22 protein-coding genes, 1 other RNA gene and 4 pseudogenes are annotated in these 20709 nt (G+C 60.2%); 18 read left to right on the forward strand and 9 right to left on the reverse strand.

All coding sequences use genetic code 11. The annotated features are described in order from the left end of the window. Positions 1-90 precede the first annotated feature (90 nt). The 3 genes from thyX to AC0L4F_RS05450 all read left to right on the forward strand — a co-directional run bounded on the left by thyX (position 91) and on the right by AC0L4F_RS05450 (position 2217). Complete coding sequence (gene thyX / locus AC0L4F_RS05440) at positions 91-996, forward strand: FAD-dependent thymidylate synthase (protein ID WP_244686121.1); 906 nt, start codon at positions 91-93, stop codon at positions 994-996. 457 nt (positions 997-1453) lie between these two features. Beyond that, on the forward strand, positions 1454-1639 hold the full coding sequence (locus AC0L4F_RS05445; RefSeq protein ID WP_244686123.1) for a hypothetical protein: 186 nt from the start codon (positions 1454-1456) through the stop codon (positions 1637-1639). A 320-nt stretch (positions 1640-1959) separates the two neighbouring features. After that, on the forward strand, positions 1960-2217 hold the full coding sequence (locus tag AC0L4F_RS05450; RefSeq protein ID WP_244686125.1) for a hypothetical protein: 258 nt from the start codon (positions 1960-1962) through the stop codon (positions 2215-2217). 21 nt (positions 2218-2238) lie between these two features. Here the strand turns inward: AC0L4F_RS05450 and AC0L4F_RS05455 are convergent, their stop codons facing one another. Beyond that, positions 2239-2688, reverse strand: a complete 450-nt coding sequence (locus AC0L4F_RS05455) for a YHS domain-containing (seleno)protein (protein ID WP_244686128.1) — start codon at positions 2686-2688, stop codon at positions 2239-2241. 226 nt (positions 2689-2914) lie between these two features. On the opposite strand from AC0L4F_RS05455, the gene AC0L4F_RS05460 reads away from it, so the two are divergent. Together AC0L4F_RS05460 and AC0L4F_RS05465 are read left to right on the forward strand one after the other, a co-directional pair. Further along, positions 2915-3178, forward strand: a complete 264-nt coding sequence (locus tag AC0L4F_RS05460; protein WP_244686130.1) for a hypothetical protein — start codon at positions 2915-2917, stop codon at positions 3176-3178. Between the two features lie 44 nt (positions 3179-3222). Then, a pseudogene (locus tag AC0L4F_RS05465) lies at positions 3223-3695 on the forward strand (copper chaperone PCu(A)C). On the opposite strand, the gene AC0L4F_RS05470 reads toward AC0L4F_RS05465, so the two are convergent. Then, a complete protein-coding gene (locus tag AC0L4F_RS05470) occupies positions 3692-4408 on the reverse strand; it encodes an NAD-dependent deacylase (RefSeq protein ID WP_244686132.1) in 717 nt (238 codons plus the stop codon). The pseudogene AC0L4F_RS05465 and the gene AC0L4F_RS05470 overlap by 4 nt on opposite strands. Positions 4409-4457: 49 nt before the next feature. On the opposite strand from AC0L4F_RS05470, the gene AC0L4F_RS05475 reads away from it, so the two are divergent. Together AC0L4F_RS05475 and AC0L4F_RS05480 are read left to right on the forward strand one after the other, a co-directional pair. After that, positions 4458-4904, forward strand: a complete 447-nt coding sequence (locus AC0L4F_RS05475) for a low molecular weight protein-tyrosine-phosphatase (RefSeq protein WP_244686134.1) — start codon at positions 4458-4460, stop codon at positions 4902-4904. A gap of 126 nt (positions 4905-5030) precedes the next feature. Continuing rightward, on the forward strand, positions 5031-6131 hold the full coding sequence (locus AC0L4F_RS05480; protein WP_244686136.1) for a DUF1353 domain-containing protein: 1101 nt from the start codon (positions 5031-5033) through the stop codon (positions 6129-6131). A gap of 221 nt (positions 6132-6352) precedes the next feature. Here AC0L4F_RS05480 and lepA read toward each other — a convergent pair. Beyond that, a pseudogene (gene lepA, locus AC0L4F_RS05485) lies at positions 6353-8153 on the reverse strand (translation elongation factor 4). A 277-nt stretch (positions 8154-8430) separates the two neighbouring features. Here lepA and AC0L4F_RS05490 point away from each other — a divergent pair. After that, a complete protein-coding gene (locus AC0L4F_RS05490) occupies positions 8431-8712 on the forward strand; it encodes an acylphosphatase (RefSeq protein ID WP_244686138.1) in 282 nt (93 codons plus the stop codon). Between the two features lie 64 nt (positions 8713-8776). Here AC0L4F_RS05490 and AC0L4F_RS05495 read toward each other — a convergent pair whose 3' ends face one another. Then, positions 8777-9235, reverse strand: a complete 459-nt coding sequence (locus AC0L4F_RS05495; protein WP_244686140.1) for an Lrp/AsnC family transcriptional regulator — start codon at positions 9233-9235, stop codon at positions 8777-8779. A gap of 119 nt (positions 9236-9354) precedes the next feature. Between AC0L4F_RS05495 and AC0L4F_RS05500 the strand changes: the two genes are divergently transcribed. Next, the gene (locus tag AC0L4F_RS05500) at positions 9355-10401 is read left to right on the forward strand and encodes a Leu/Phe/Val dehydrogenase (RefSeq protein WP_244686142.1); all 1047 of its coding nucleotides are present in this window, start codon (positions 9355-9357) and stop codon (positions 10399-10401) included. A 98-nt stretch (positions 10402-10499) separates the two neighbouring features. Here AC0L4F_RS05500 and AC0L4F_RS05505 read toward each other — a convergent pair whose 3' ends face one another. Continuing rightward, positions 10500-11192, reverse strand: a complete 693-nt coding sequence (locus AC0L4F_RS05505; RefSeq protein WP_244686144.1) for a metal-dependent hydrolase — start codon at positions 11190-11192, stop codon at positions 10500-10502. Positions 11193-11507: 315 nt separating this feature from the next. On the opposite strand from AC0L4F_RS05505, the gene gatC reads away from it, so the two are divergent. The 6 genes from gatC (at position 11508) to rpmG (ending at position 15437) form a co-directional block, all read left to right on the forward strand. Further along, positions 11508-11795 (forward strand): Asp-tRNA(Asn)/Glu-tRNA(Gln) amidotransferase subunit GatC, encoded by a 288-nt coding sequence (gene gatC, locus AC0L4F_RS05510; RefSeq protein WP_244686146.1) that lies wholly within the window; start codon positions 11508-11510, stop codon positions 11793-11795. Continuing rightward, complete coding sequence (gatA, locus tag AC0L4F_RS05515; RefSeq protein ID WP_244686148.1) at positions 11795-13282, forward strand: Asp-tRNA(Asn)/Glu-tRNA(Gln) amidotransferase subunit GatA; 1488 nt, start codon at positions 11795-11797, stop codon at positions 13280-13282. The genes gatC and gatA overlap by 1 nt, the downstream gene beginning before the upstream one ends. 35 nt (positions 13283-13317) lie before the next feature. Next, positions 13318-14010, forward strand: coding sequence for a hypothetical protein (locus AC0L4F_RS05520; protein ID WP_244686150.1), 693 nt, complete (start codon positions 13318-13320; stop codon positions 14008-14010). Between the two features lie 75 nt (positions 14011-14085). After that, positions 14086-14733, forward strand: coding sequence for an N-acetylmuramoyl-L-alanine amidase (locus AC0L4F_RS05525; protein ID WP_244686364.1), 648 nt, complete (start codon positions 14086-14088; stop codon positions 14731-14733). Positions 14734-14745: 12 nt separating this feature from the next. After that, an RNA gene (rnpB, locus tag AC0L4F_RS05530) (RNase P RNA component class A) lies at positions 14746-15140 on the forward strand. A 129-nt stretch (positions 15141-15269) separates the two neighbouring features. Beyond that, positions 15270-15437, forward strand: a complete 168-nt coding sequence (gene rpmG / locus AC0L4F_RS05535) for a 50S ribosomal protein L33 (RefSeq protein ID WP_244686152.1) — start codon at positions 15270-15272, stop codon at positions 15435-15437. A 93-nt stretch (positions 15438-15530) separates the two neighbouring features. Here the strand turns inward: rpmG and AC0L4F_RS05540 are convergent, their stop codons facing one another. The 3 genes and pseudogenes from AC0L4F_RS05540 to AC0L4F_RS05550 all read right to left on the reverse strand — a co-directional run bounded on the left by AC0L4F_RS05540 (position 15531) and on the right by AC0L4F_RS05550 (position 17118). Beyond that, positions 15531-15884: a hypothetical protein gene (locus tag AC0L4F_RS05540; RefSeq protein ID WP_244686155.1), complete on the reverse strand. Its 354-nt coding sequence runs from the start codon at positions 15882-15884 to the stop codon at positions 15531-15533. Positions 15885-16019: 135 nt separating this feature from the next. Continuing rightward, a pseudogene (locus AC0L4F_RS05545) lies at positions 16020-16761 on the reverse strand (Bax inhibitor-1/YccA family protein). A 159-nt stretch (positions 16762-16920) separates the two neighbouring features. Beyond that, entirely contained in the window at positions 16921-17118 is a 198-nt protein-coding gene (locus AC0L4F_RS05550; protein WP_244686160.1) for a DUF1127 domain-containing protein, read from the reverse strand. 121 nt (positions 17119-17239) lie between these two features. Here AC0L4F_RS05550 and AC0L4F_RS05555 point away from each other — a divergent pair, with 121 nt between their 5' ends. Then, positions 17240-18094, forward strand: coding sequence for a LysR family transcriptional regulator (locus AC0L4F_RS05555; protein ID WP_244686366.1), 855 nt, complete (start codon positions 17240-17242; stop codon positions 18092-18094). Positions 18095-18115: 21 nt separating this feature from the next. On the opposite strand, the pseudogene AC0L4F_RS05560 reads toward AC0L4F_RS05555, so the two are convergent. Continuing rightward, positions 18116-19070 (reverse strand): annotated as a pseudogene (locus AC0L4F_RS05560) (NADPH:quinone oxidoreductase family protein). 347 nt (positions 19071-19417) lie between these two features. On the opposite strand from AC0L4F_RS05560, the gene AC0L4F_RS05565 reads away from it, so the two are divergent. Continuing rightward, entirely contained in the window at positions 19418-19792 is a 375-nt protein-coding gene (locus AC0L4F_RS05565; protein ID WP_244686162.1) for a helix-turn-helix domain-containing protein, read from the forward strand. 49 nt (positions 19793-19841) lie between these two features. Next, the gene (gene hisN / locus AC0L4F_RS05570) at positions 19842-20636 is read left to right on the forward strand and encodes a histidinol-phosphatase (RefSeq protein WP_244686164.1); all 795 of its coding nucleotides are present in this window, start codon (positions 19842-19844) and stop codon (positions 20634-20636) included. The last annotated feature ends 73 nt before the right edge of the window (positions 20637-20709 follow it).

Consider the following 20709-nt stretch of genomic DNA (forward strand, 5'->3'; position numbering starts at 1 on the left):
CGCAAAAGGCATACCTTATATACGCTTTAAGTTTGCCCGCCGTACCAGATATAGTGAGGGTCTGATTCATCTTGTAGAAAGGATTCGCCCATGTCCGTCACGCCCGAACAGGCCGCCGAAATCAACGCTCTTCGGGCTGAAACCCATAGCACCCTGCGCGCCACTGCGCCGGGGATCGAGGCGCATCTCTACAAGGCCATTCCGGTGCTGGATCACGGTTTTGTCCGCGTCATTGATTATATGGGCGACGATGCCGCGATCTGCCAGGCGGCGCGCGTCAGCTATGGCAAGGGCACCAAATCGGTGACCAATGACGAGGGTCTGATCCGCTATCTCATGCGGCACTGGCATTCGACACCGTTTGAGATGTGCGAAATCAAACTGCATGTGAAACTGCCGGTGTTTGTCGCCCGCCAGTGGATTCGTCACCGGACCGCCAACGTCAACGAATACTCTGCCCGTTATTCGATCCTGGACCGGGAATTCTATATCCCCGAACGTGATGCGCTGAATGCGCAATCCGTCGTCAACAATCAGGGCCGGGGCGAGGCGCTGACCGGGGAAGAGGCCGACCGCGTGCTGCGCTATCTGCGGGATGATGCGATGCGGGCCTATGACCATTACGAGGAAATGATTTCCAACGAAGGCCAACAGGGACTGGCGCGGGAATTGGCGCGGATGAACCTGCCGGCGAATATCTATACCCAATGGTATTGGAAGGTGGATCTGCACAACCTGCTGCATTTCCTGCGGCTGCGGGCCGACGCCCATGCGCAATATGAAATCCGGGTCTATGCCGATGCGATGTGCAAAGTGGTGGCCGATTGGGTGCCATTTGCGTTCAAAGCCTTCGAAGATTACCGCATGGGCGGTGCAACCCTGTCGTCCTCTGCGCTCGACTGTGTGCGCCGGATGATCAAGGGCGAAGAGGTCACGCAGGAAACATCCGGCATGTCCAAAGGCGAATGGCGCGAGTTTCAGGGCGTGTTGGGCTGACACGCTGCGCGATGTGATGGCCGGGCGGGGCAATGTCCTGACACAGGACAAATGCCGCCGCCCTGCCGCCAGCAAATTTCCGTAAAAATAGGTTTAAGTTGGCGCGACTTTCTGCGGCTCTGGTTGGAGACGCCAGAGCAGTTTTGCACCGCGAAGGCATTTGGAATTGCGGCCAGATTAGATGCCCCGAAATGCGCACCCGTTAATGCCGAGCCGGTTTTTGTTCGGTTTTCCGCCATAAAAGGCAGGATTTTGGGCATCGGCGGGCCAGTTCGGGCGTGCACCGGCGGCTGGCGCGTGCGTAGCGCAAAGCCTGCGTTCGGGGGCAATTTCCCGCCGGCAAGGTTACGCGCATTCCGCCGTATGGGATCGGCGACAATCCACACAGCTTAAAATTGCATTTGCATTCTTCGCCAATAAGTAGAGTGTAGTGTTCAGCGTGATACGGTGAATTATGATGTTGGCATTTGTAATATTCGGGGCTTTGGCCGGGGTCGGGGCGGCTTTTGTATCCTTGGGGCTGGGGATGTCCTTTGCCCTGGCATTCTGGATTTATGTTGCCGTTTCATTGGCTTGCATGGTGGTTATCCCGGTATCGGCCCGGATCGTGGCGCGGGATATCCTGCATCTTGGCGCCTTTTAAACAAGGTAAACGTGCTTTTCCTGCGGCAGCGCATTGCGCAACGCCGACCTGTGGCCGTTTGTTATCCTGATTTCCCTGAACGACAGCCGGGCCTTTGATCGCAGATCTGGGCTTTAAGGTTAATGTCGCCCTCCGTTTTGGTTCGCCCCGTGGCGGCTTGGGATACATTGTGCATCACTTGTCTATACATTTTTCTGGCCTGATGTCGTAAATCTGTTACATTGAGGGCAACGCGGCCCCATTGATCAAACAGAGGGAGGACAGCTGTGCGCCCGAAATCTCAGACCTGTGCATGGGGCCTGGCATTGGCGATCGCGCCCATGTTTGCGCCCCTGCCGCTTGTGGCGTCGTCCCCGATTGCCGAGGTCATTTGCGAACCCACAAAACAGATGCACAGCCGGTTGGAACAGCGGTTGATGTCACAGCGGCGCGGCACCGGAATGCGCGGGCCTGACCAGATCATGGAACTCTGGGAGGCACCGCAAACCGGTGATTGGACCCTGGTGCTGACCTATGCTACCGGCAACTCTTGTATTGTTGCCATGGGCGAAGATCTTGACATGGTCAGCCCGGGCTAGGGCCCTGATCCTGGGCCGCGATCAGCCCAGAATTTTCGGCCAATTGGCATTGGCTTTGGCAATATTGCCGGGAATATCCTGACGCCAAAGCTCCTGGGCGCGCAATGACGCGTTGAGGTACAACCGCCCTTCGTAAACGGTCCAGGCCTCTGGGATTGTTGGCGCGAGGTAACCCAGCGACGCCGCATAGGCACAATAGCCACCAAATTTTGGCGCAAACCGTTCTGGATCGCCCTCAAAGGCAGTCATTGTCGCCTTGCTGTCAAAATGCCATTCCGCCCCATGCCACACGACGCGATGGCTATTGCCGGTGGTGTCGGCCTTGGCGGCCTTGAAATAGGCCACGGGATCCGCGCCATTGATGGCAACGCCGTTGGTCTGAAACACCATCGGTTCCCCTGCGAGGGCAAGGCGTGGCACCAGTGGCAGCGCCACAAGGGACGCCAATACCGCGCGTCTGTTCATGCTCATTTCGGTACTCCCCAAATCATCTGCACCCAAGATGCCCCCGATCCGGTTTCGGCAAAACCCCGCTCGCCAAGGTGTGAAGCCGCGTGACCCATTGACACGGCCCCTTGGCCCCGAAATCTGAATCGCGTAAATGCCACCTATGCAACGGTTTTTACGCCCTTTTACCGGCCTGTTTCTTGCCCTGATCCTGGGGTTCACTGCCCAGTCGATGGCAGTGGCGCGGGGCATGTCACAGCCGGTAGATGAAATAATTCTCTGCACCGGCAATGGCCCGGTGATGATGGCGGTGGACGAAAACGGCAATCCGACCGGGCCTGCGCATATCTGTCCAGAGTTCACGTTGTCGGTGTTTCAGGTCGGTGCGGCCATCACAGCGCCGCTGCCCCGGCGATATTGGGTGCGTATCAATCTGGTTGTATCGGGGGCTGTCGACAAGGCGGGCCATTCAGCCCCCCAGCCGCAGGCGCGGGGCCCCCCGGCGCGGGTTTGACCCTTCGATCCGTCTGAAAAACAAACCTGATGACTGGAGTTGATATGACCCTGACCCGTAAATTCGCGGCGCTGGCCGCTTCTGCAATCTGTACCGTCACCCTGACCACAGCGGCGCTGGCCGATGGCATCGTGATCGACGACGCCTATGCCCGGGCGTCAAACACCCGCGCGGCGCGGCCTTTATGATGATCCACAATCACGGCACGGTTGATGACCGGCTTGTGTCTGTCAGCTCTGATGCGGCAGCACGGGTGGAACTGCACACCCACAAGGAAATCGGGGATGGCGTGTTCAAAATGATGGAAGTCGAAGACGGCTTTGCCATTCCGGCCGGGGGCATGCATGGGCTGGCGCGAGGCGGCGACCATGTGATGTTCATGGGGCTGACCGCCCCGTTTGAACAGGGCGCTGTAGTGTCGGTCACGCTGACCTTTGAACAGGCTGGCGATGTGGTGGTGGACATTCCGGTGGATCTGGAGCGTCAACCGGCCAAGGACGCGCACGCCGGCCATTAAGCCAGATCACCATATCCCAGAACCGAGGCCACCCAGCGCGGGACGGTCTCGGTTGCGGGACCGGAATGGCAGTGATTGAACAGATGCGACACGGCGGTTGGTTCAAGGCTGAGTTCCACGGTTTCCGCGCCGACATTGCGGGCCTCTTCGACAAAGGATGCCGCCGGATAGACCTGACCGGATGTGCCAATGGCGGCAAAGAGATCGCACCCTGCCAGATGATCGCCGATTTCGGCCATATGATGCGGGAATTCGCCAAACCACACTACATCCGGGCGCGCCGTCGGTTGGCCGCAATCTGGGCAGGGGGTGTCGGGCGTCATCACGATCGGGCTAGGCCAGCGGAGCCCACAAGCGCCGCATAGCGCCCCGGCCAATTTGCCATGCATTTGCAGGATATTCTGCGATCCCGCCCGGTGATGCAGATCATCGACGTTTTGCGTGACCAGCACCACCTCACCGGGAAACTCCGCCTCTAATCGCGCCAATGCATGATGCGCCGCATTGGGCGATGCTTTGGCGGCCTGGGCGCGGCGGGCATTGTAAAAGCTGTGCACAAGGCCGGGGTCGCGCGCAAACCCTTCTGGCGTCGCGACGTCCTCTATTGCGTGTTGCGCCCAAAGCCCCTGTGCGTCGCGAAAGGTGCCCAGCCCGCTTTCCGCCGAGATGCCGGCACCGGTGAGAATGACAATCTTTTGTCTGATATTGCGCATGTGACCTCTGGAAACTAGACCTTGGTCAGATTGCCAAAGGGGCCCTGTCATGACCAGCCGTATCCTGTTTGTCTGTCTTGGAAATATTTGCCGGTCGCCCGCCGCCGAGGCCGTGGTGCGGGCCAAAAGCGGCAATCGCGATCTGGTTCTGGACAGCGCGGGCACCGGGGCCTGGCATCTGGGCGAGGCGCCCTATCCACCGATGATCCGGGCGGCGGCCGCGCGGGGATATGACCTGAGCGGGCTGCGGGCGCGTCAGCTCACCGTTGAGGATTTTCATCAGTTTGATCTGATCCTTGCCATGGACCGTGACAATCTGGCCAATATTCGCGCGCTGCGGGCAGAAGCAAAAGCGGGGGCGGCGACGGTGCGATTGTTCACGGAATTTCACGATGGGGCCGTCAGGGACGTGCCAGATCCCTATTTCACCGGTGATTTCGAAGCTGTGCTTGATCTGATCGAAAGCTGTTCCACCGGGCTGTTGCGCGATCTGTGACCGGAAGGGTTCAGCCTTGCGGGCATCCGGTCAGCAGGGTTGCAATGTTGCGGGGCAATGGCAAGATCGCGAAATTGGAGAATTGGCTGTTTCCGCGTCGGCGTTTTGTTGCAGAGGACTGTTAAAGTGTTGAAATACATTTCTGGTGCGGCGTGTGCGCTGCTGATCTTGTCGGGCTGTGATACGCCACAAACCCGCACCGGGACCACCCCGCATCAGACCGCGAACCAGACCATGGACGGGCCGGAATGTGGCGGGCCGGGCACGCCGGAATGCCGTTTCTTTGATGGTCCGTTTCTTCTGGCCGACACCTCGGTCCGTTTGCCGACGCGCGAGGTTGAATTCTTTCCACTGGCGCGCCCCTTGGGTTTTGTCGATGGCGGCGCGTCGAATTGGCGGGCTGAGCCGGGGACGCTGACGGATGGCGCGTCGATCCCGCCGATTTTTGTCAATATGATCGGCGATCCGCGCAGTCGGCAATTTGCCCAGGCGGCGGCGATGCATGATGCCTATTGCGGCATTGGCAACGATGCGCTGCCGACCTATCACAGCCGCGATTGGCGCGAGACTCACCGCATGTTCTATGACGGATTGCGGGTCGGCGGCACGGCGGAAATCCGGGCCAAGGTGATGTACGCCGCCGTGTACCTCGGCGGGCCACGTTGGGGCGACACGGGGCGCGATCTGAGCGCGGGGGGCGTTGTGAAACACGCCGCGACGCTGGGATTTGCGCAAGAGGGTGGCGCATTGGTTGACCCGCGCATGGAACGCGCGCTGCGGGACAATTTGCAACCGCACAGCGGGTCTGTGCCCGACGCCGAATTTGCCTTTGCCCAATCGCCATTTGGCACCAGTTTTGACGCCTATGAACGCGATCTGAGCGGGGTTCCGGTGTCGCTCATGCGGGCGCAGCTGCGCGCGGCGGCCGACTATATCCAGACCACCAAACCGACCCCGACGCTGGTTCAGATCGAGGCCTTTATCGAACGCCGCGAGGCCCGGATGCTGGCGCGTCTGGTCGGGCCGCAGGGCAATGATGACGCGGGCGAAGAGCCGTCAAAATCCTATGAGCCTGAGGAAGAGGTCGATGAACCCGTGCTAGAGCCGGTGGACCCCGAATACCCGGATTATCCAGTGACCACCGAAGACCCGACAGATGTGTCTGTCGACATCCCCGCAACTCCGGGCGGCCAGGACATTGGCTGTACGGCGGGCGCTTGTGAATAGGCTTTAATGATCGGTCAGGGCGGAAAATGGCCCTGACCAGATATGTCTCTGACCGGAAGATAGAAAATACTTGTGTAAGCGGTTACATGACGGCATCTGGCGGGGCTGATCGCTGTCGCCCCGCTCATATATCGTTCAGTCATGTCGCCCGGTTTGCTGTCGGCTCCTGACGGGTTTGTCCCGTTTCCGCCAAGATCCGGTTTTCTGTAAAATGGCCGGGGTTAACCGTCCATTTTCAGGGCGCTGATAAAGGCCTCTTGCGGGATGTCGACCTTGCCGAACTGGCGCATCTTCTTCTTGCCGGCCTTCTGTTTTTCCAGCAACTTCTTCTTGCGCGTGGCGTCGCCGCCGTAACATTTCGCTGTCACGTCCTTGCGCAGCGCCGACAGGGTTTCGCGTGCGATGACCTTGCCGCCGATGGCCGCCTGAATCGGGATCTTGAACATGTGACGCGGGATCAGATCCTTGAGCTTTTCGCACATCGCCCGGCCCCGCATTTCGGCGCGGTCACGGTGCACCATGGTCGAAAGCGCATCCACCGGCTCGTCATTCACCAGCACCTGCATCTTGACCAGATTGTCCTCGCGGTATTCGGTCATCTGATAGTCGAACGAGGCATAGCCCTTGGTCACCGATTTCAATCGGTCGTAGAAATCGAACACCACTTCGTTCAACGGCAGGTCATAAACCACCATCGCGCGTGACCCGGCATAGGTCAGATCCATCTGAATGCCGCGGCGATCCTGACAGAGCTTCAACACGTCACCCAGGTATTCGTCGGGCACAAGGATCGTCGCCTTGATGCGCGGTTCCTTCAGGTGATCAATTGTCGAGGGATCGGGCATGTCGGCGGGGTTGTGCAGTTCGACCATCTCGCCGTCTTTGGTAAAGATCTGATAGATCACCGACGGCGCGGTGGTGATCAGATCAATATCATATTCGCGCTCGATACGGTCGCGGATCACCTCAAGGTGCAAAAGCCCGAGGAATCCGCAGCGAAAGCCAAAGCCAAGCGCGGCAGAGGTTTCCATCTCGTAGCTGAAAGAGGCGTCGTTCAGCGCCAGTTTTTCAATCGCGTCGCGCAGGTCTTCGAATTCGGCCGAATCCACCGGGAACAAGCCACAGAAAACCACCGGCTGCGACGGCGCAAAGCCGGGCAGGGGCGTATCGGTGCCCTTCTTCTCGTGGGTGATGGTATCGCCGACCTTGGTATCGCGCACCTGTTTGATCGAGGCGGTGATAAATCCGATTTCGCCGGGGCCAAGCTCGTCAATCACGGTCATTGCCGGGCGGAAGACGCCGATGCGGTCAACGCCGTATTTCGCGCCGGTCTGCATCATCTTGATATTGTCGCCCTTTTTCAGGACGCCATCCATGATCCGCACCAGAACCACAACACCGAGGTAGGCATCATACCAGCTGTCGACCAGCATCGCCTTGAGCGGGGCCTCGCGGTCGCCGGTGGGCGCGGGCAAACGGTGCACAATCGCCTCAAGCGTCTCGGCAATGCCGATGCCGGTCTTGGCCGACACCTGAACCGCCTCTGACGCATCAATGCCAATCACGTCTTCGATCTGTTCCGCCACCCGGTCGCAATCGGCGGCGGGCAGGTCGATCTTGTTCAGCACCGGCACAATCTCATGATCGGCGTCCAGCGCGTGATAGACATTGGCCAGCGTCTGCGCCTCGACCCCTTGGGTGCTGTCCACAACCAACAGCGATCCTTCGACCGCACGCATCGACCGCGACACCTCATAGGCGAAATCCACGTGACCGGGCGTGTCGATCAGGTTCAACACATAGGCTTCGCCATTCTGGGCGACATAATCAATGCGCACGGTTTGCGCCTTGATCGTGATGCCGCGCTCGCGCTCGATGTCCATCGAAATCAAGCAACTGGGCCTTCATGTCCCGTTCGGCCACCGTATTGGTGGATTGGATCAGCCGGTCGGCAAGGGTGGATTTCCCGTGGTCGATATGGGCGACGATCGAGAAATTACGGATATGAGCGAGATCTGTCATGGATTGGGATATGATGTGAAATCGCGGGGCCGTCAATTGACTCTGTGCGACGCAGGCGGGCTGGCCGGGGTTTTTGCAGCCCTGTTGCTGTCCCGGGGTCGGACTTGGGGCCATTTTCGGCAAAAGCCGGCTGATTTCGCCCCGACATGGGGGAGGGGGGCACTGCCCCCGGCCAGATGAAAATTGTGGTTAGATCTCGCCGCTGTCTTGTCGACGGTTCCCCGAAACCGCAATCCATGGCAGACTTTATTTGGAAACCGACCGGGAGGGCGCGCAGATGACACAGGAAGTTGCCCGACACGCCAGAGTGATGGGCCGGGTGCAGGGCGTGGCCTATCGCGCCTGGACCCAAAATCAGGCGCAGTCGCTGGGGCTGCGGGGGTGGGTGCATAACAACCCCGATGGCTCTGTTTCAGCGTTTTTGATTGGCACGCCAGAGGCGGTGGACACAATGCTGGATCTGATGTGGGCCGGGCCGGGGGCCGCTGCGGTGCGTGACGTCACCATCGAAGAGGTTGCTGTGATCCCGGATCTGTCCGGGTTTGTCATCGACGGCTAGGGGGCCAAGGGCCGCATTACCGCGCGAATTTCGGGCAAGATCGGGTAAGATCGAGCGGGATGGATCAATGGCACAGCGGCAAATCGTTGCGCCGGATCATGGTGCGCAGGGCAAAACTGGATCGCATGTTTCGGATGCCTTTGACCTGCATCAACCCGTCCTCCAGAAACCGGTCAAACGCCGTCAGATCCCGGGCCACCACCCGGATCAGGATATCGCGCGTGCCGGTCATCAGATAGCATTCCATCACCTCGTCAAATCGGCAGAGCGCGGTTTCAAACGCTTTTACCGCGTCGCGGTTCTGGTGTTCCAGCTCGACAAAAATGAAGGCGTTTAACGGCAGGCCCAGCTTTTCCTGATCCACCCGCGCGGAATAGCCGGTGATGACCCCGTCACTTTCCAACCGCGCAATCCGACGCGCCAGCGGCGTGGCCGACAGGCCAACTTTTTCCGACAAATCAGCGAGCCGCTGGCGCCCGTCACGTTGCAGCGCCTGCACAATTTTGGCGTCGATGCTGTCCATTCTCCAAGTACCCCTGTTGTTTTGGAGTTTTTTACCAAGTTTCACCTGTCAGGCAATGAAGATTGGCAAGATGTCGCGTGGGTTCCGCAATATTTTGGGGCCAACACAAGGAGGTTTTCATGCTCACACGGATCGATTGCACCACGCACCAAGAGGTTTATCGCGTCAGCGACCGCGACAGCGGGCTGGAGGGCGTGATTGCCATTCATTCGACCCTGTCCGGGCCTGCCGCCGGTGGTTTGCGGATGCGGACATATGATGGCTTTGATGCGGCATTGGCCGATGTCCTCGCCCTGTCGCGCGGCATGACCTATAAAAACGCCGCCGCTGGTTTGCCGCTGGGTGGGGGCAAGGCCGTGATCCTGGGCGATCCACGGACCGAGAAAACCGAAGCCAAACTGCGCGCGATGGGCCGCGCGGTGGCCGAGCTTGATGGCCGTTACTGGACCGCCGAGGATATGGGCATGTCACCGGATGACCTCAAGGTGCTGGCCCAGGAGGCCGATTTTGTTGCGGGTCTGGCGGAGGGTGACTTCGCCAGCGGCGATCCGTCACCGATCACCGCACGCGGTGTGTTCAATGCGATGAAAATCGGCGCAGAGCGTCAGTTCGGCAGCGCCGATCTGGGCGGCAAACGCGTCGCGGTGCAGGGGCTGGGCCATGTCGGTTGGTCTCTGTGTGAATATCTGCACAAAGCCGGGGCCCGGTTGAGTGTCGCGGACCCGGTCGCGGCGCGGGTCGCCGATGCCGTGGCCCAATTCGGCGCCGAAGCGGCAGACCCCGCGACCATCCATGCGGTCGCGGCGGATATCTTTGCCCCTTGTGCAATTGGTGGCACATTGAATGCGGATACCGTGCCCGCGATCAAGGCTGCGATGATCTGCGGCGCGGCCAACAACCAATTGGCCGATATGGCGATTGGCGATCTGCTGGAGGCGCGCGGCATTCTCTATTTGCCGGATTATGTCGCCAATGGCGGTGGCATCATCAATGTTGCGACGGAAATCCTGAAAATCGCCGACCGCGAGACCTTTGTGGCCGAGCGTTTGGCGCAATTGGAGCGCAGCATGTCCGGCATCCTTTTGGCGGCGGCGCAAAAGGGCGTGAGCCCGGCCCGTGTGGCCGATGATACTGTGGATCAGGTGATGATGCGCAAGGCGGGCTGATCCGCCCCCACAACCGACAGCCCAAAAGGCACAGCCCAGGAGGCGCCGCAGTAAATGCGGCGCGGTGGCTGTGCCGTGTTGGCGGGGATCGGCGCGATTTACAGCTCGATCGGGCGCAGGACCTCGGGTTCGATGACATTCACCCCCGGCAGAGCGTCGACCAGCGACCGGGCCGATTGCTCTAGCAGGGGAAAGGTCCGGTAGTGGCAGGGGATCAGGGTCTTGAAGTTGAAGTATCGTTTGGCAGCATAGGCGGCCCCGGCCATGTCCATGGTGAAATGCCCGCCAGCCGACAGGATGCCGATGTCGGGTTTGTGGTAATCCCCCATCCAATCCATATCGGCCATGATGGTGGTGTCGCCGGACAGGTAGATGGTTTTCCCCTCTGCCGTGATCATGTAGCCCACTTCGCTGCCTGCCGCCTTTGGGCCGGCATCAGACCCGAAGGTCGATGAATGCGAGGCGGGCACCATTGTGACCTTGACCCCGGCCAGATCCACGGTGCCGCCCTTGTTGAAGCCGATGGTGTCGATGTTTTCGTGCTCTGCCCAATATTGCATCACATCGTATTGCCCGACTGTGGGGATCTTCAACTCTCGTGCCAGGGGCAGAACGTCGGCCACATGATCAAAATGGCAATGGGTCAAGAGGATATGCGTCGCCCCCTTGGTGGCGTCGGCATGTTGATGTTCCGCCAGCATTGGATTGCCGGTGAGCCAGGGGTCGATCAGGATGATTGCGTCGCCGGTTTCCAGACGAAACGAGCTATGTCCAAGCCAGATGAGGTGCATGTGATGTCTCCTGATTGTGCTGTGGTGACCCTAGCATGATTGCGGGACTGGTCCAGATTGCGCAGATCGGAGCGAGGGGCCAGCCCCTCGCGCTCCCCGGGATATTTGTGAACAGAAGAAGGGCCGGGCTGGGGCATGTCGCTTTGGCCTGGCGGTCATGTGCTGTTTGGTCAATTTGCAGGTATTTTCGTTTGTATCTGCTGAATGCGGTGGTTGCGGGCTGGATGATTGCGGTTTCGCACCGGCATGTGGTTGCAGGGGGCGGGGCAGAACGGTAAAGCCGATGCCAGACCTCAAATGATTGGGAGTGGCCCGATGTCAATCGACCAAGGCACCGCCGCCAAAGTGGCAAAACTGGCCCGTATCCGTGTGGATGCGGAGGATCTTCCGGCGCTGGCGCAGGAATTCAACGATATTCTTGGCTTTATTGAACAGCTGAACGAAGTCGATGTCGAGGGGGTGGAGCCGATGGTGTCGGTCACGCCTATGCGGTTGAAGCGCCGGGTCGATGTGGTGACCGATGGGGGGCAACAGGACAAGGTCCTGAAAAATGCGCCGGATGCGCGTGAAGGATTTTTTGCGGTTCCGAAGGTGGTTGAATAATGGCTGATCTGAATGGGATGAAAATCGCCGCAGCGCGGGATGCGATGCGCAAGGGCGATGTGACCAGCGTGGAATTGACCGAAGCTTGTCTGGCTGCGATTGACGGTGCTGATGCGCTGAACGCGGTTGTGCACAAGACGCCGGAGATCGCGTTGGAGCAGGCCCGTGCGGCGGATGCGCGGATCAAGGCCGGGGATGCGCCCGACATGTGTGGCATTCCGTTGGGGATCAAGGATCTGTTCTGCACCAAGGGTGTGGCGAGCCAGGCGGCGTCCAACATCCTTGATGGGTTCAAGCCGGAATACGAAAGCACCGTGACCCGGCAATTGTTCGAATCCGGCGCGGTGATGTTGGGCAAGTTGAACATGGACGAATTCGCCATGGGCTCTTCGAACGAAAGCTCGGCCTATGGCAATGCGGTCAACCCGTGGCGGCGTGCGGATGATGACACGGCGCTGACGCCGGGTGGTTCGTCCGGTGGATCGGCCAGCGCGGTTGCTGCGGATCTTTGTCTGGCGGCGACCGGCACCGACACTGGTGGGTCGATCCGCCAGCCCGCGGCTTTCACCGGGATCACCGGTATCAAGCCGACCTATGGCCGCTGTTCGCGCTGGGGCATTGTGGCCTATGCCAGTTCGCTGGATCAGGCCGGGCCGATGACCAAGGATGTGCGCGACGCCGCCATCATGCTGGGGGCCATGTCCGGGCATGACCCGATGGATTCGACCAGCGCGGATCTGGCAGTGCCGGATTTCGAGGCGATGCTGACCGGCGATGTCAGGGGCAAGAAGATCGGTATCCCGCGTGAATACCATATGGACGGCATGCCGGACGAGATCGAGGCGCTTTGGGCCGAGGGCCGCAAGATGCTGGCAGATGCCGGGGCCGAGGTTGTCGATATCTCTTTGCCGCACACGAAATACGCCTTGCCGGCCTATTATGTGATTGCTCCGGCTGAGGCGTCTTCGAACCTGGCGCGTTATGACGGGGTGCGCTTTGGCCGCCGTGCCACATTGGCCCAGGGCGATGGCATCACCGAGATGTATGAAAAGACCCGCGCCGAAGGTTTCGGGCCAGAGGTGCAGCGCCGGATCATGGTCGGCACCTATGTGCTGTCGGCGGGTTTCTATGACGCCTATTACAACCGTGCCCGCAAGGTGCGCACCCTGATCAAGAAGGATTTCGAGGACGTCTTTGCCACGGGCGTTGATGCGATCCTTGCGCCAACAACGCCAAGCGCGGCGTTTGGTTTGGGCGAGATGGCGTCGACCGATCCGGTGCAGATGTATCTGAACGATGTGTTCACCATCACGCTCAATCTGGCCGGTCTGCCCGGTGTATCGGTGCCTGTGGGCACCAACGCCCAAGGCTTGCCGCTGGGCTTGCAATTGATTGGGCGGCCTTGGGAAGAGGGTGATTTGCTGAATTGCGCTTATGCGCTGGAACAGGCGGCGGGATTTGTTTCCAAGCCGGCGAAATGGTGGTAAACCACGCTTAAAGAGCAGGTATGAGGCCAAAGCATATGCGAATTTTCCTGGCGAGTGTCGCCCTAGGGGCCTTGGCGGCCTGTGCGCCGCAGGTGCCGGACAGTGGCGCCGGTGTGGGCTTTGACCGTGTTGATGCGGATCGCACCGCGCGGCTTGAGCGCAATGCCCGTCTTGAAGGTGCGCCGCCGGTGCAAACCTCAGAGCTGCAATCCACGCAACAGGGCGATGGGGCCGCGATCGAACGCGCCGCTGCCGCACAGGCGCAGGCGGCAAATTCCGGCGTTGCGCCGCTTGACGCCAGCCCGGAAAACCCCGCGCCGCAGGCGGTGACCAATGGCGCGGGAATCAGCCGCGAGCAGGATTTCCAGGCGGTCTCTGGCGAACGTGATATTCAGGGCGATGCTGCCCGGTTGCGTCAGGCGCAGGCGCAATATCAGGTGATCGAACCGACGGCCCTGCCGACGCGACAGGGTGGCCAGCCCAATATCGTCGGCTATGCCCTGCAGACCAACAACCCGGTCGGGACGGCGGTCTACAAACGGTCGTCGTTGAATTCACAGGCCAAGCATCAGCGCAATTGCGCAAGCTTTGCCAGCCCCGATCTGGCGCAGGAAGATTTCCTGTCCAATGGCGGGCCACAGCGGGATCGCAAGGCGCTTGATCCTGATGGGGATGGTTTTGCCTGTGCCTGGGATCCGACACCTTTCCGTCGCGCTGCTGGCGGCTGATCCTTGCGGGACGCGGGCGCGTTATGGCATCCGTCGCCCAATTGCGGCGCGCGGCGGCTGGGCGCGCGGCCAGACATGGTGGTGCTGCATTACACCGCCATGACCACCACGGTGGCGGCCCGTGACTGGCTGTGTAATCCCGTGGCCGAGGTTTCGGCGCATTATCTGATTTCCACCACAGGTGAGCTGATCCAAATGGTTGGCGAGGACCAGCGGGCCTGGCATGCCGGCGCCGGGTCATGGGGTGGCGTCACGGACGTCAATTCCCGCTCGATCGGGATCGAGATCACCAACAGTGGCACCCAGCCGTATTCAGAGCCTCAGATGGCCTGTCTGGAGGCGTTGTTGCCACGGATCATGGCGCGGTGGGATATTGCCCCACAGCGGGTGATCGGCCATTCCGACATGGCACCGGGGCGCAAGATCGACCCCGGCCGACGGTTCGATTGGCGGCGGTTGGCGCGGGTGGGGCTGTCGATTTGGCCAGAGACCGGGCTGGCGGACGTGGCGCGACGGGATGAGCCGACGGTCACTGCCGCGCGGTTCCGCGCGCTGGCGGTGTTGTTTGGCTATGGGCCTGCGGTGGATGACGCCACATTGCTTGACGCCTTTCGGGCGCGGTTTCGCCCGGCGGCCACAGGCCCGCTGGACAGGTGCGACATTGCGCTGCTCGCGGAGCTGTCAACGCGGTTTCCCGTTGACCGGGCCGCGCACAGCCCGTAAGTGCGCCCTTGCGCGGAAGGCTGGATGGCCGCGGGGGTCGCAAGACCCGCGAGGAAAGTCCGGACTCCCTGAGACAACGGTGCCGGGTAACGCCCGGGCGGGGTAACCCGACGGAGAGCGCCACAGAAAACAAACTGCCCCTGCCTGCAGGGGTCAAGGTGAAACGGTGGGGTAAGAGCCCACCGGGGGGCTGGCAACAGCGCCCGCAAGGCAAGCCCCACCGGGAGCAATGCCAAATAGGGGCCTCGCGCGCGACTGATCCTTTCGGGGATATCGACGCAGGGATGTTTCAGCCCGAGAGGTCCGGGTTGGCAGCTAGAGGCGCATGGGCAATCATGCGTCAAGAGGAATGGTCATCCACGGCGTTCGCGCCGAGACAGAATCCGGCTTACAGGCCTTCCGCGCAATAATGGCCTTCTCCGGCCAGAACCTGATGAAAACCGCTTGACTCGGGGGCGTAGACGAGTAGAACCCGACCTTCATAGAGATATACGAGTGCGCGACGGCATTGGCCCGCGCCACGCAGGAGATGAAAAATGGCGAAGCCGACCACAATCAAGATCCGCCTGAATTCGACCGCGGGCACTGGCCACTTTTACGTGGCCAAGAAAAATGCGCGCACCATGACCGAGAAAATGGTTCAGCGTAAGTATGACCCGGTTGTGCGGAAACATGTTGAATACAAAGAAGGTAAGATCAAGTAAGCGATCTTTTCCTTCTAGACGGCAAAACGCCGCGCGGCCCCAAGCCTGCGCGGCGTTTTTTCGTGTATGGGTCTTTTTCTGTGCTGGGCGGTCTCAGATGTCCTGATCATGATAGGGCAGCTCCGCAAGCGGCACGTTGATGTGATCCGGGGCAGGTGTCTGTGGAAACCGCCGTGCCAGAATATATGCGTTCCGCGCCAGCAGAGCTTTGACCGCGCGATGCATGCCATCCATCAATCGCCCCTCAGCACAGAGCAGAATTGGATGGGCGAGGTCGCACGCCCTGACCAACGTCATATGCTGCACAAAGGATCGTGGCGTTGGCACGTTGGCGGGGTCGTCGTACCACCAGTTTTCATCAAGCTCTGCGATTTCGGTGAGCGGCAGTCTGATCACCTCCAGAGGCTCTGACACGCGCACCAGGCGATGCACGTCCCAGATATGCATGGTCCGGCCCGACCTTGCGGGCATGGTATTGTGTGCGCATCTGTGGCTCCGATGGCGGGTGGTACGTTGGAACGCAAATGGGCCGGTCATATGACCGGCCCAATGCGTGATACTGTCTGTTGTTGTGCGGTCTGCTTATTCGCGATTGCCGAACAGCTGCAGCAGGAACATGAACATGTTGATAAAGTCGAGATAGAGGTTCAATGCCCCCATGATCGCGGCTTTGCCCAACCATTCGCTGTCGCCGTGGTGGGCGTGCTCAAGGTAGGTGTTCTTGATCTTCTGGGTGTCATAGGCGGTCAGACCGGCAAAGATCAGCACACCCAGGATCGAAATCGCGAACATGATCGCGGGCGAGCCAAGGAAGATGTTGATGATCGACGCCACCAAGAGACCAATCACACCCATGATCAGGAAGGAGCCCCAACCAGAAATGTCTTTTTTGGTGGTGTAGCCATAGAGGCTTAGACCGGCAAAGGCGATCGAGGTGACCAGGAAGACCTGAGCAATCGAGAAGCCGGTGAAGGCCACGAAGATCCAGCTGAGCGACAGGCCCATCACCGCCGCAAAGGCATAGAAGAACAGTTGCGCGCCGGCGGCGGACAGTTTGTTGATCGCCGCGCCAAAGGCAAACACCATACCGAGGGGCGCAAACATGATGATCCAGCCCAGGATGTTGGGTTGCAATGTCGCGGGGTCACGGAACACCGACAACAGCGCCGGGTTAGAGCCAACGGCCCAGGCGACTGCAAAGGTGATCAACATGCCCACCGACATTGTGCCGTAGACTTTGTTCATGTGGGCGCGCAGGCCCGCATCAATCTGGGCGGCGCCAGGCGGCAGCCGCTGTCGACCGGATTGTGTTATAGTTAGCCATCGAGTTCCTCCGAAAAAGAGCTGGGGCCAAGCACATGCTGGCCGTCCCCTCAGATATTGGCTGAACCACCTGAGTTTTCAAGATATCAACGGTCGCCTAGGCGGTGTTTTCGGAGGAAATCGGTGTCAATTGACATCAAATCGCGGATTCGCGCGCGTTTCAATGCGTCGGCAGATCCCAGATCGGGCGGCGCGCCTCTGCTGCGGCTTGCTGTGTGGTCAACCCAAGGTCGGCAAGCTGCGCTGAATCCAGCCGGGCAAGGGTCTGGCGCTGACGGTAGATTGCCAGAATTTCGGTCAGTCGGGGCAGGGCAGAGCGCCGGGTTGGTTGGCAGGCGATTTCAAGGCTGCGGGACATTGGGTATCTCCTTTGGTTGTGATGTTTTCGTCGTGAAGTATTTTGTTCCTTGATGTGTAGTCCGGCCCGCGTCATATTGAAAACGAATGATTTTGATTTTTAATATCACAAAGGCTGATGTATCATGCGAAACCTTGATGTCACTGTCCTGCGCAGTTTTGTGGCCGTGGCCCAGACCGGGGGCGTCACCCGTGCGGCGGGGTTTTTGAACCTGACGCAATCTGCGGTGTCGATGCAGCTCAAGCGGTTGGAAGAGCTTCTGGGGCTGGAGCTGCTGGACCGGACGGCGCGGCGCATTGCCTTGACCGCAGCAGGTGAGCAGTTGCTGGGCTATGCCCGTCGCATGGTCGAATTGAACGACGAGGCATTTTCGAAACTGACGGCTTCTGAATATGCCGGGGAAATTCGGCTGGGCGTGCCGCATGACATTGTTTACCCGGTCATTCCGCTGGTGCTGCAACGGTTTGCCGCGGAAATGCCGCGGATGCGGGTGCGGCTGGTCACCAGCTACACCGCCAAACTGCGCGAGGATTTTTCGCGTGGGGAAACCGATCTGATCCTGACAACCGAGCGGTCATTGGGCGACGGGGGCACCACATTGGCAGAGATTGCCCTGCGCTGGGTTGGTGCGCCGGGGGGGCAGGTCTGGCGGCACCGTCCCCTGCGGTTGGCCCAGGCGGTGCAATGCGGTTTTCGCCCCGGCGTGATCGAAAGATTGAACCGCGCCGATGTGGACTGGACCTCGGTGGTGGAAACCGACAGCGACCGCACGGTCGAGGCGACGGTCAGCGCCGATCTCGCGGTTACGGCGTTGCTGGAGGGGACGGTGCCCGGGCAGTTGACCGAATTGCCGATGGGATGCGGTCTGCCGGATTTGGGCACCTATATGGTCAATCTCTACAGCAATGATCAGCCGGGCAATGAACCGGTGCGGTTGCTGTCTGATTTGGTGCGTCAGGCCTATGAAACGCTTTAGCCGCGTCAACGCCGATGGCCGTCAGGGTGTGACCACAACCTTGCCGGTGGATTTCCGGTCACGCAATAGCGCCAGCGCCTCTGCCGCGCGATCCAGCGGCAGAACATGGCTGACATGCGGGGAAATCCGACCGGCTCTGTGCCAGTCGATCAGGGTTTTCGAAATCGGTGACGACATCGGGGCGGAATTTCAGGTAGCCGCCCCAATAGACCCCCAGAACGCTCAGGTTTTTGACCAACAGATGGTTGGTTTTGACCTGCGGCACATCGCCGCTGGCGAAGCCGATCGGCAGGATGCGCGCCTCTGGATTGCAGGCCCGAAAGGCGGCTTCGAATTGTGCACCGCCAATGGGATCATAGACCACATCCGCCCCGCCCAAGGCCTTGACCTCGGCCCGGATGTCGGCGGTTGTGGCGTCGATCAGGTGGTCGGCCCCGGCGGTTTTTGCCACTGCCAGCTTGTCCGCGCCGCGAGCACAGGCAATCACCCGGGCCCCCATGATCTTGCCGATTTCCACCGCCGTAAGGCCCACCCCCGCCGCCCCGAGCACCAACAAGGTTTCGTCGGGTTGCAATCTTGCGCGATGCTGCAATGCGACATGCGAGGTGCCATAGGCGATCTGCAACGCCGCCGCGTCGGTAAAACTCATGCTGTCGGGCAGAACGACGGCGCGCGCCACGTCAAAACAACCGTATTCTGCCAGCCCGCCATGGCCGCCAAACACCGCAACCCGCGTGCCGGGCGCAGGGCCGTCCGTATTCGGGCCCAGCGCATCCACCACGCCGGCGACCTCCATTCCCAGGGTGAATGGCGCGGTCGGCGTGTCCTGATAGGTGCCCTTTTCCATCAGAATATCGGCAAAATTCAAACCGCAGGCCGCGATTTTCAACCGTAACTCCCCAGCCGCCGGATCGGGTTTCGGGCAGTCGGTCACCGCGGCTGCTGCCCCGGCGGTGGCGATCATGAATGCGCGCATTTTTCAAACTTGTCCTTTGAGGTGGGGGATGGTTAATGGCCGCGAGGTAACAGTTTCGCGCCACCGCCGTTTTGTAAATGGCGTGATATGTCGCGGCAATCGGGAGGGGCGACAGAGGCGGGCGGTGAGCGGTGTTTTCTTACCGTCCTGCGTGTGCCAGGCGTTAACCGTATTCTTTTTACGCGTTCTTTTTCCTTGCTTTCTGGTGTGCCATCCGTATCTTTTCCCAAGCTGCAGGGGTGCAATGTTGTAAATACTGTGCGGGGGTCACTCATTTCCGCATCAACTATAGTATGCGAACTCAGATGGATCTCTCCATCGGGGGCGCAAAGTAAAGGATGAATGGTATGCCACACCCCGTGGATGTGCATGTAGGCAAACGAGTCCGCCACCGTCGGTGGCTTGTTGGAATGACCCAGCAGCAGCTTGCCGAACATGTCGGAATCAAATTCCAGCAAATTCAGAAATATGAAACCGGTGCAAACCGGGTCAGTGCCTCGCGTCTTTGGGACATTGCAGATGCGCTGGAGGTTCCTGTCAGCTTCTTCTTTGAAGGTCTGGACGAAGGGGCAGAGGCCCCGACATCAGGGGAAAGCGGCGTGCCTGCCGATCTTCTGGGCGACAAGGAAGCGCTGGATCTGGTGCGGTCCTATTATGCGATCCCGGAAAATCAGCGTCGGCGCCTGTTTGAACTTGCCCGCGTGTTGAGCGACGTCGCATAAACCCCGCAAGAGCGCGGCCGCAAGGCGGCGCAAATCGGCGGGGGATGTTATGCAGAACGACGAAATGAGCCACCTCTGGAAGGTGGCGGATGAAATGGCCGACGCAGCGCGTGCGGCCATTTTGCCGTTTTTTCGGGGCACGGCCCTGGGGACGGAATCCAAACTGGCGGCGGGATTTGATCCCGTGACGGTTGCGGATCGCGCCGCAGAACGGGCCATGCGCGACGTCCTGGCCCAGCATCGCCCACAGGACGCCATTCTGGGCGAGGAATTTGGCGCGCAGGATGGCACATCCGGTCTGACATGGGTGCTTGATCCGATTGACGGCACACGCGGGTTCATTTCCGGCACGCCGACCTGGGGCGTGTTGATCGCCTTGTCGGATGCAAATGGGCCGCGCATGGGGGTGATTGATCAACCCTATATCGGCGAGCGGTTTCGTGGCGGCCCCGGCGTGGCGCGCATGGATGGCCCGCATGGGCAGGTGGAATTGGCGACAAAAACCACCGAGGCGCTGTCGGATGCAATTTTGTTCACCACGTTCCCCGAGGTTGGCACGCCCGAAGACAAGGTCGCGTTTGACCGTGTTGCGGCGCAGGTGCAGCTGACGCGATACGGTATGGATTGTTATGCCTATGCGCTGCTGGCGGCGGGGCAGGTCGATCTGGTGATCGAATCGGGGTTGAATGCCTATGATATTCAGGCCCCGATTGCGGTGATCGAAGCGGCGGGTGGTCTTGTGACCGATTGGTCGGGCGGGCCGGTGCATCAGGGCGGCCGCGCGCTGGCTGCTGCAAATGCGACCCTTCATGCCCAGGCGATGGCGATTTTGCAGGGGGCCTAGGCCAGCGTGCTTGATCGCCGGGGGGGGGTCGGGTAATTTGGCATCGGGACGTGCGAAATTTGCCCATTACCGG

The sequence above is a fragment of the Marinovum sp. J2-8 genome (assembly GCF_055808435.1).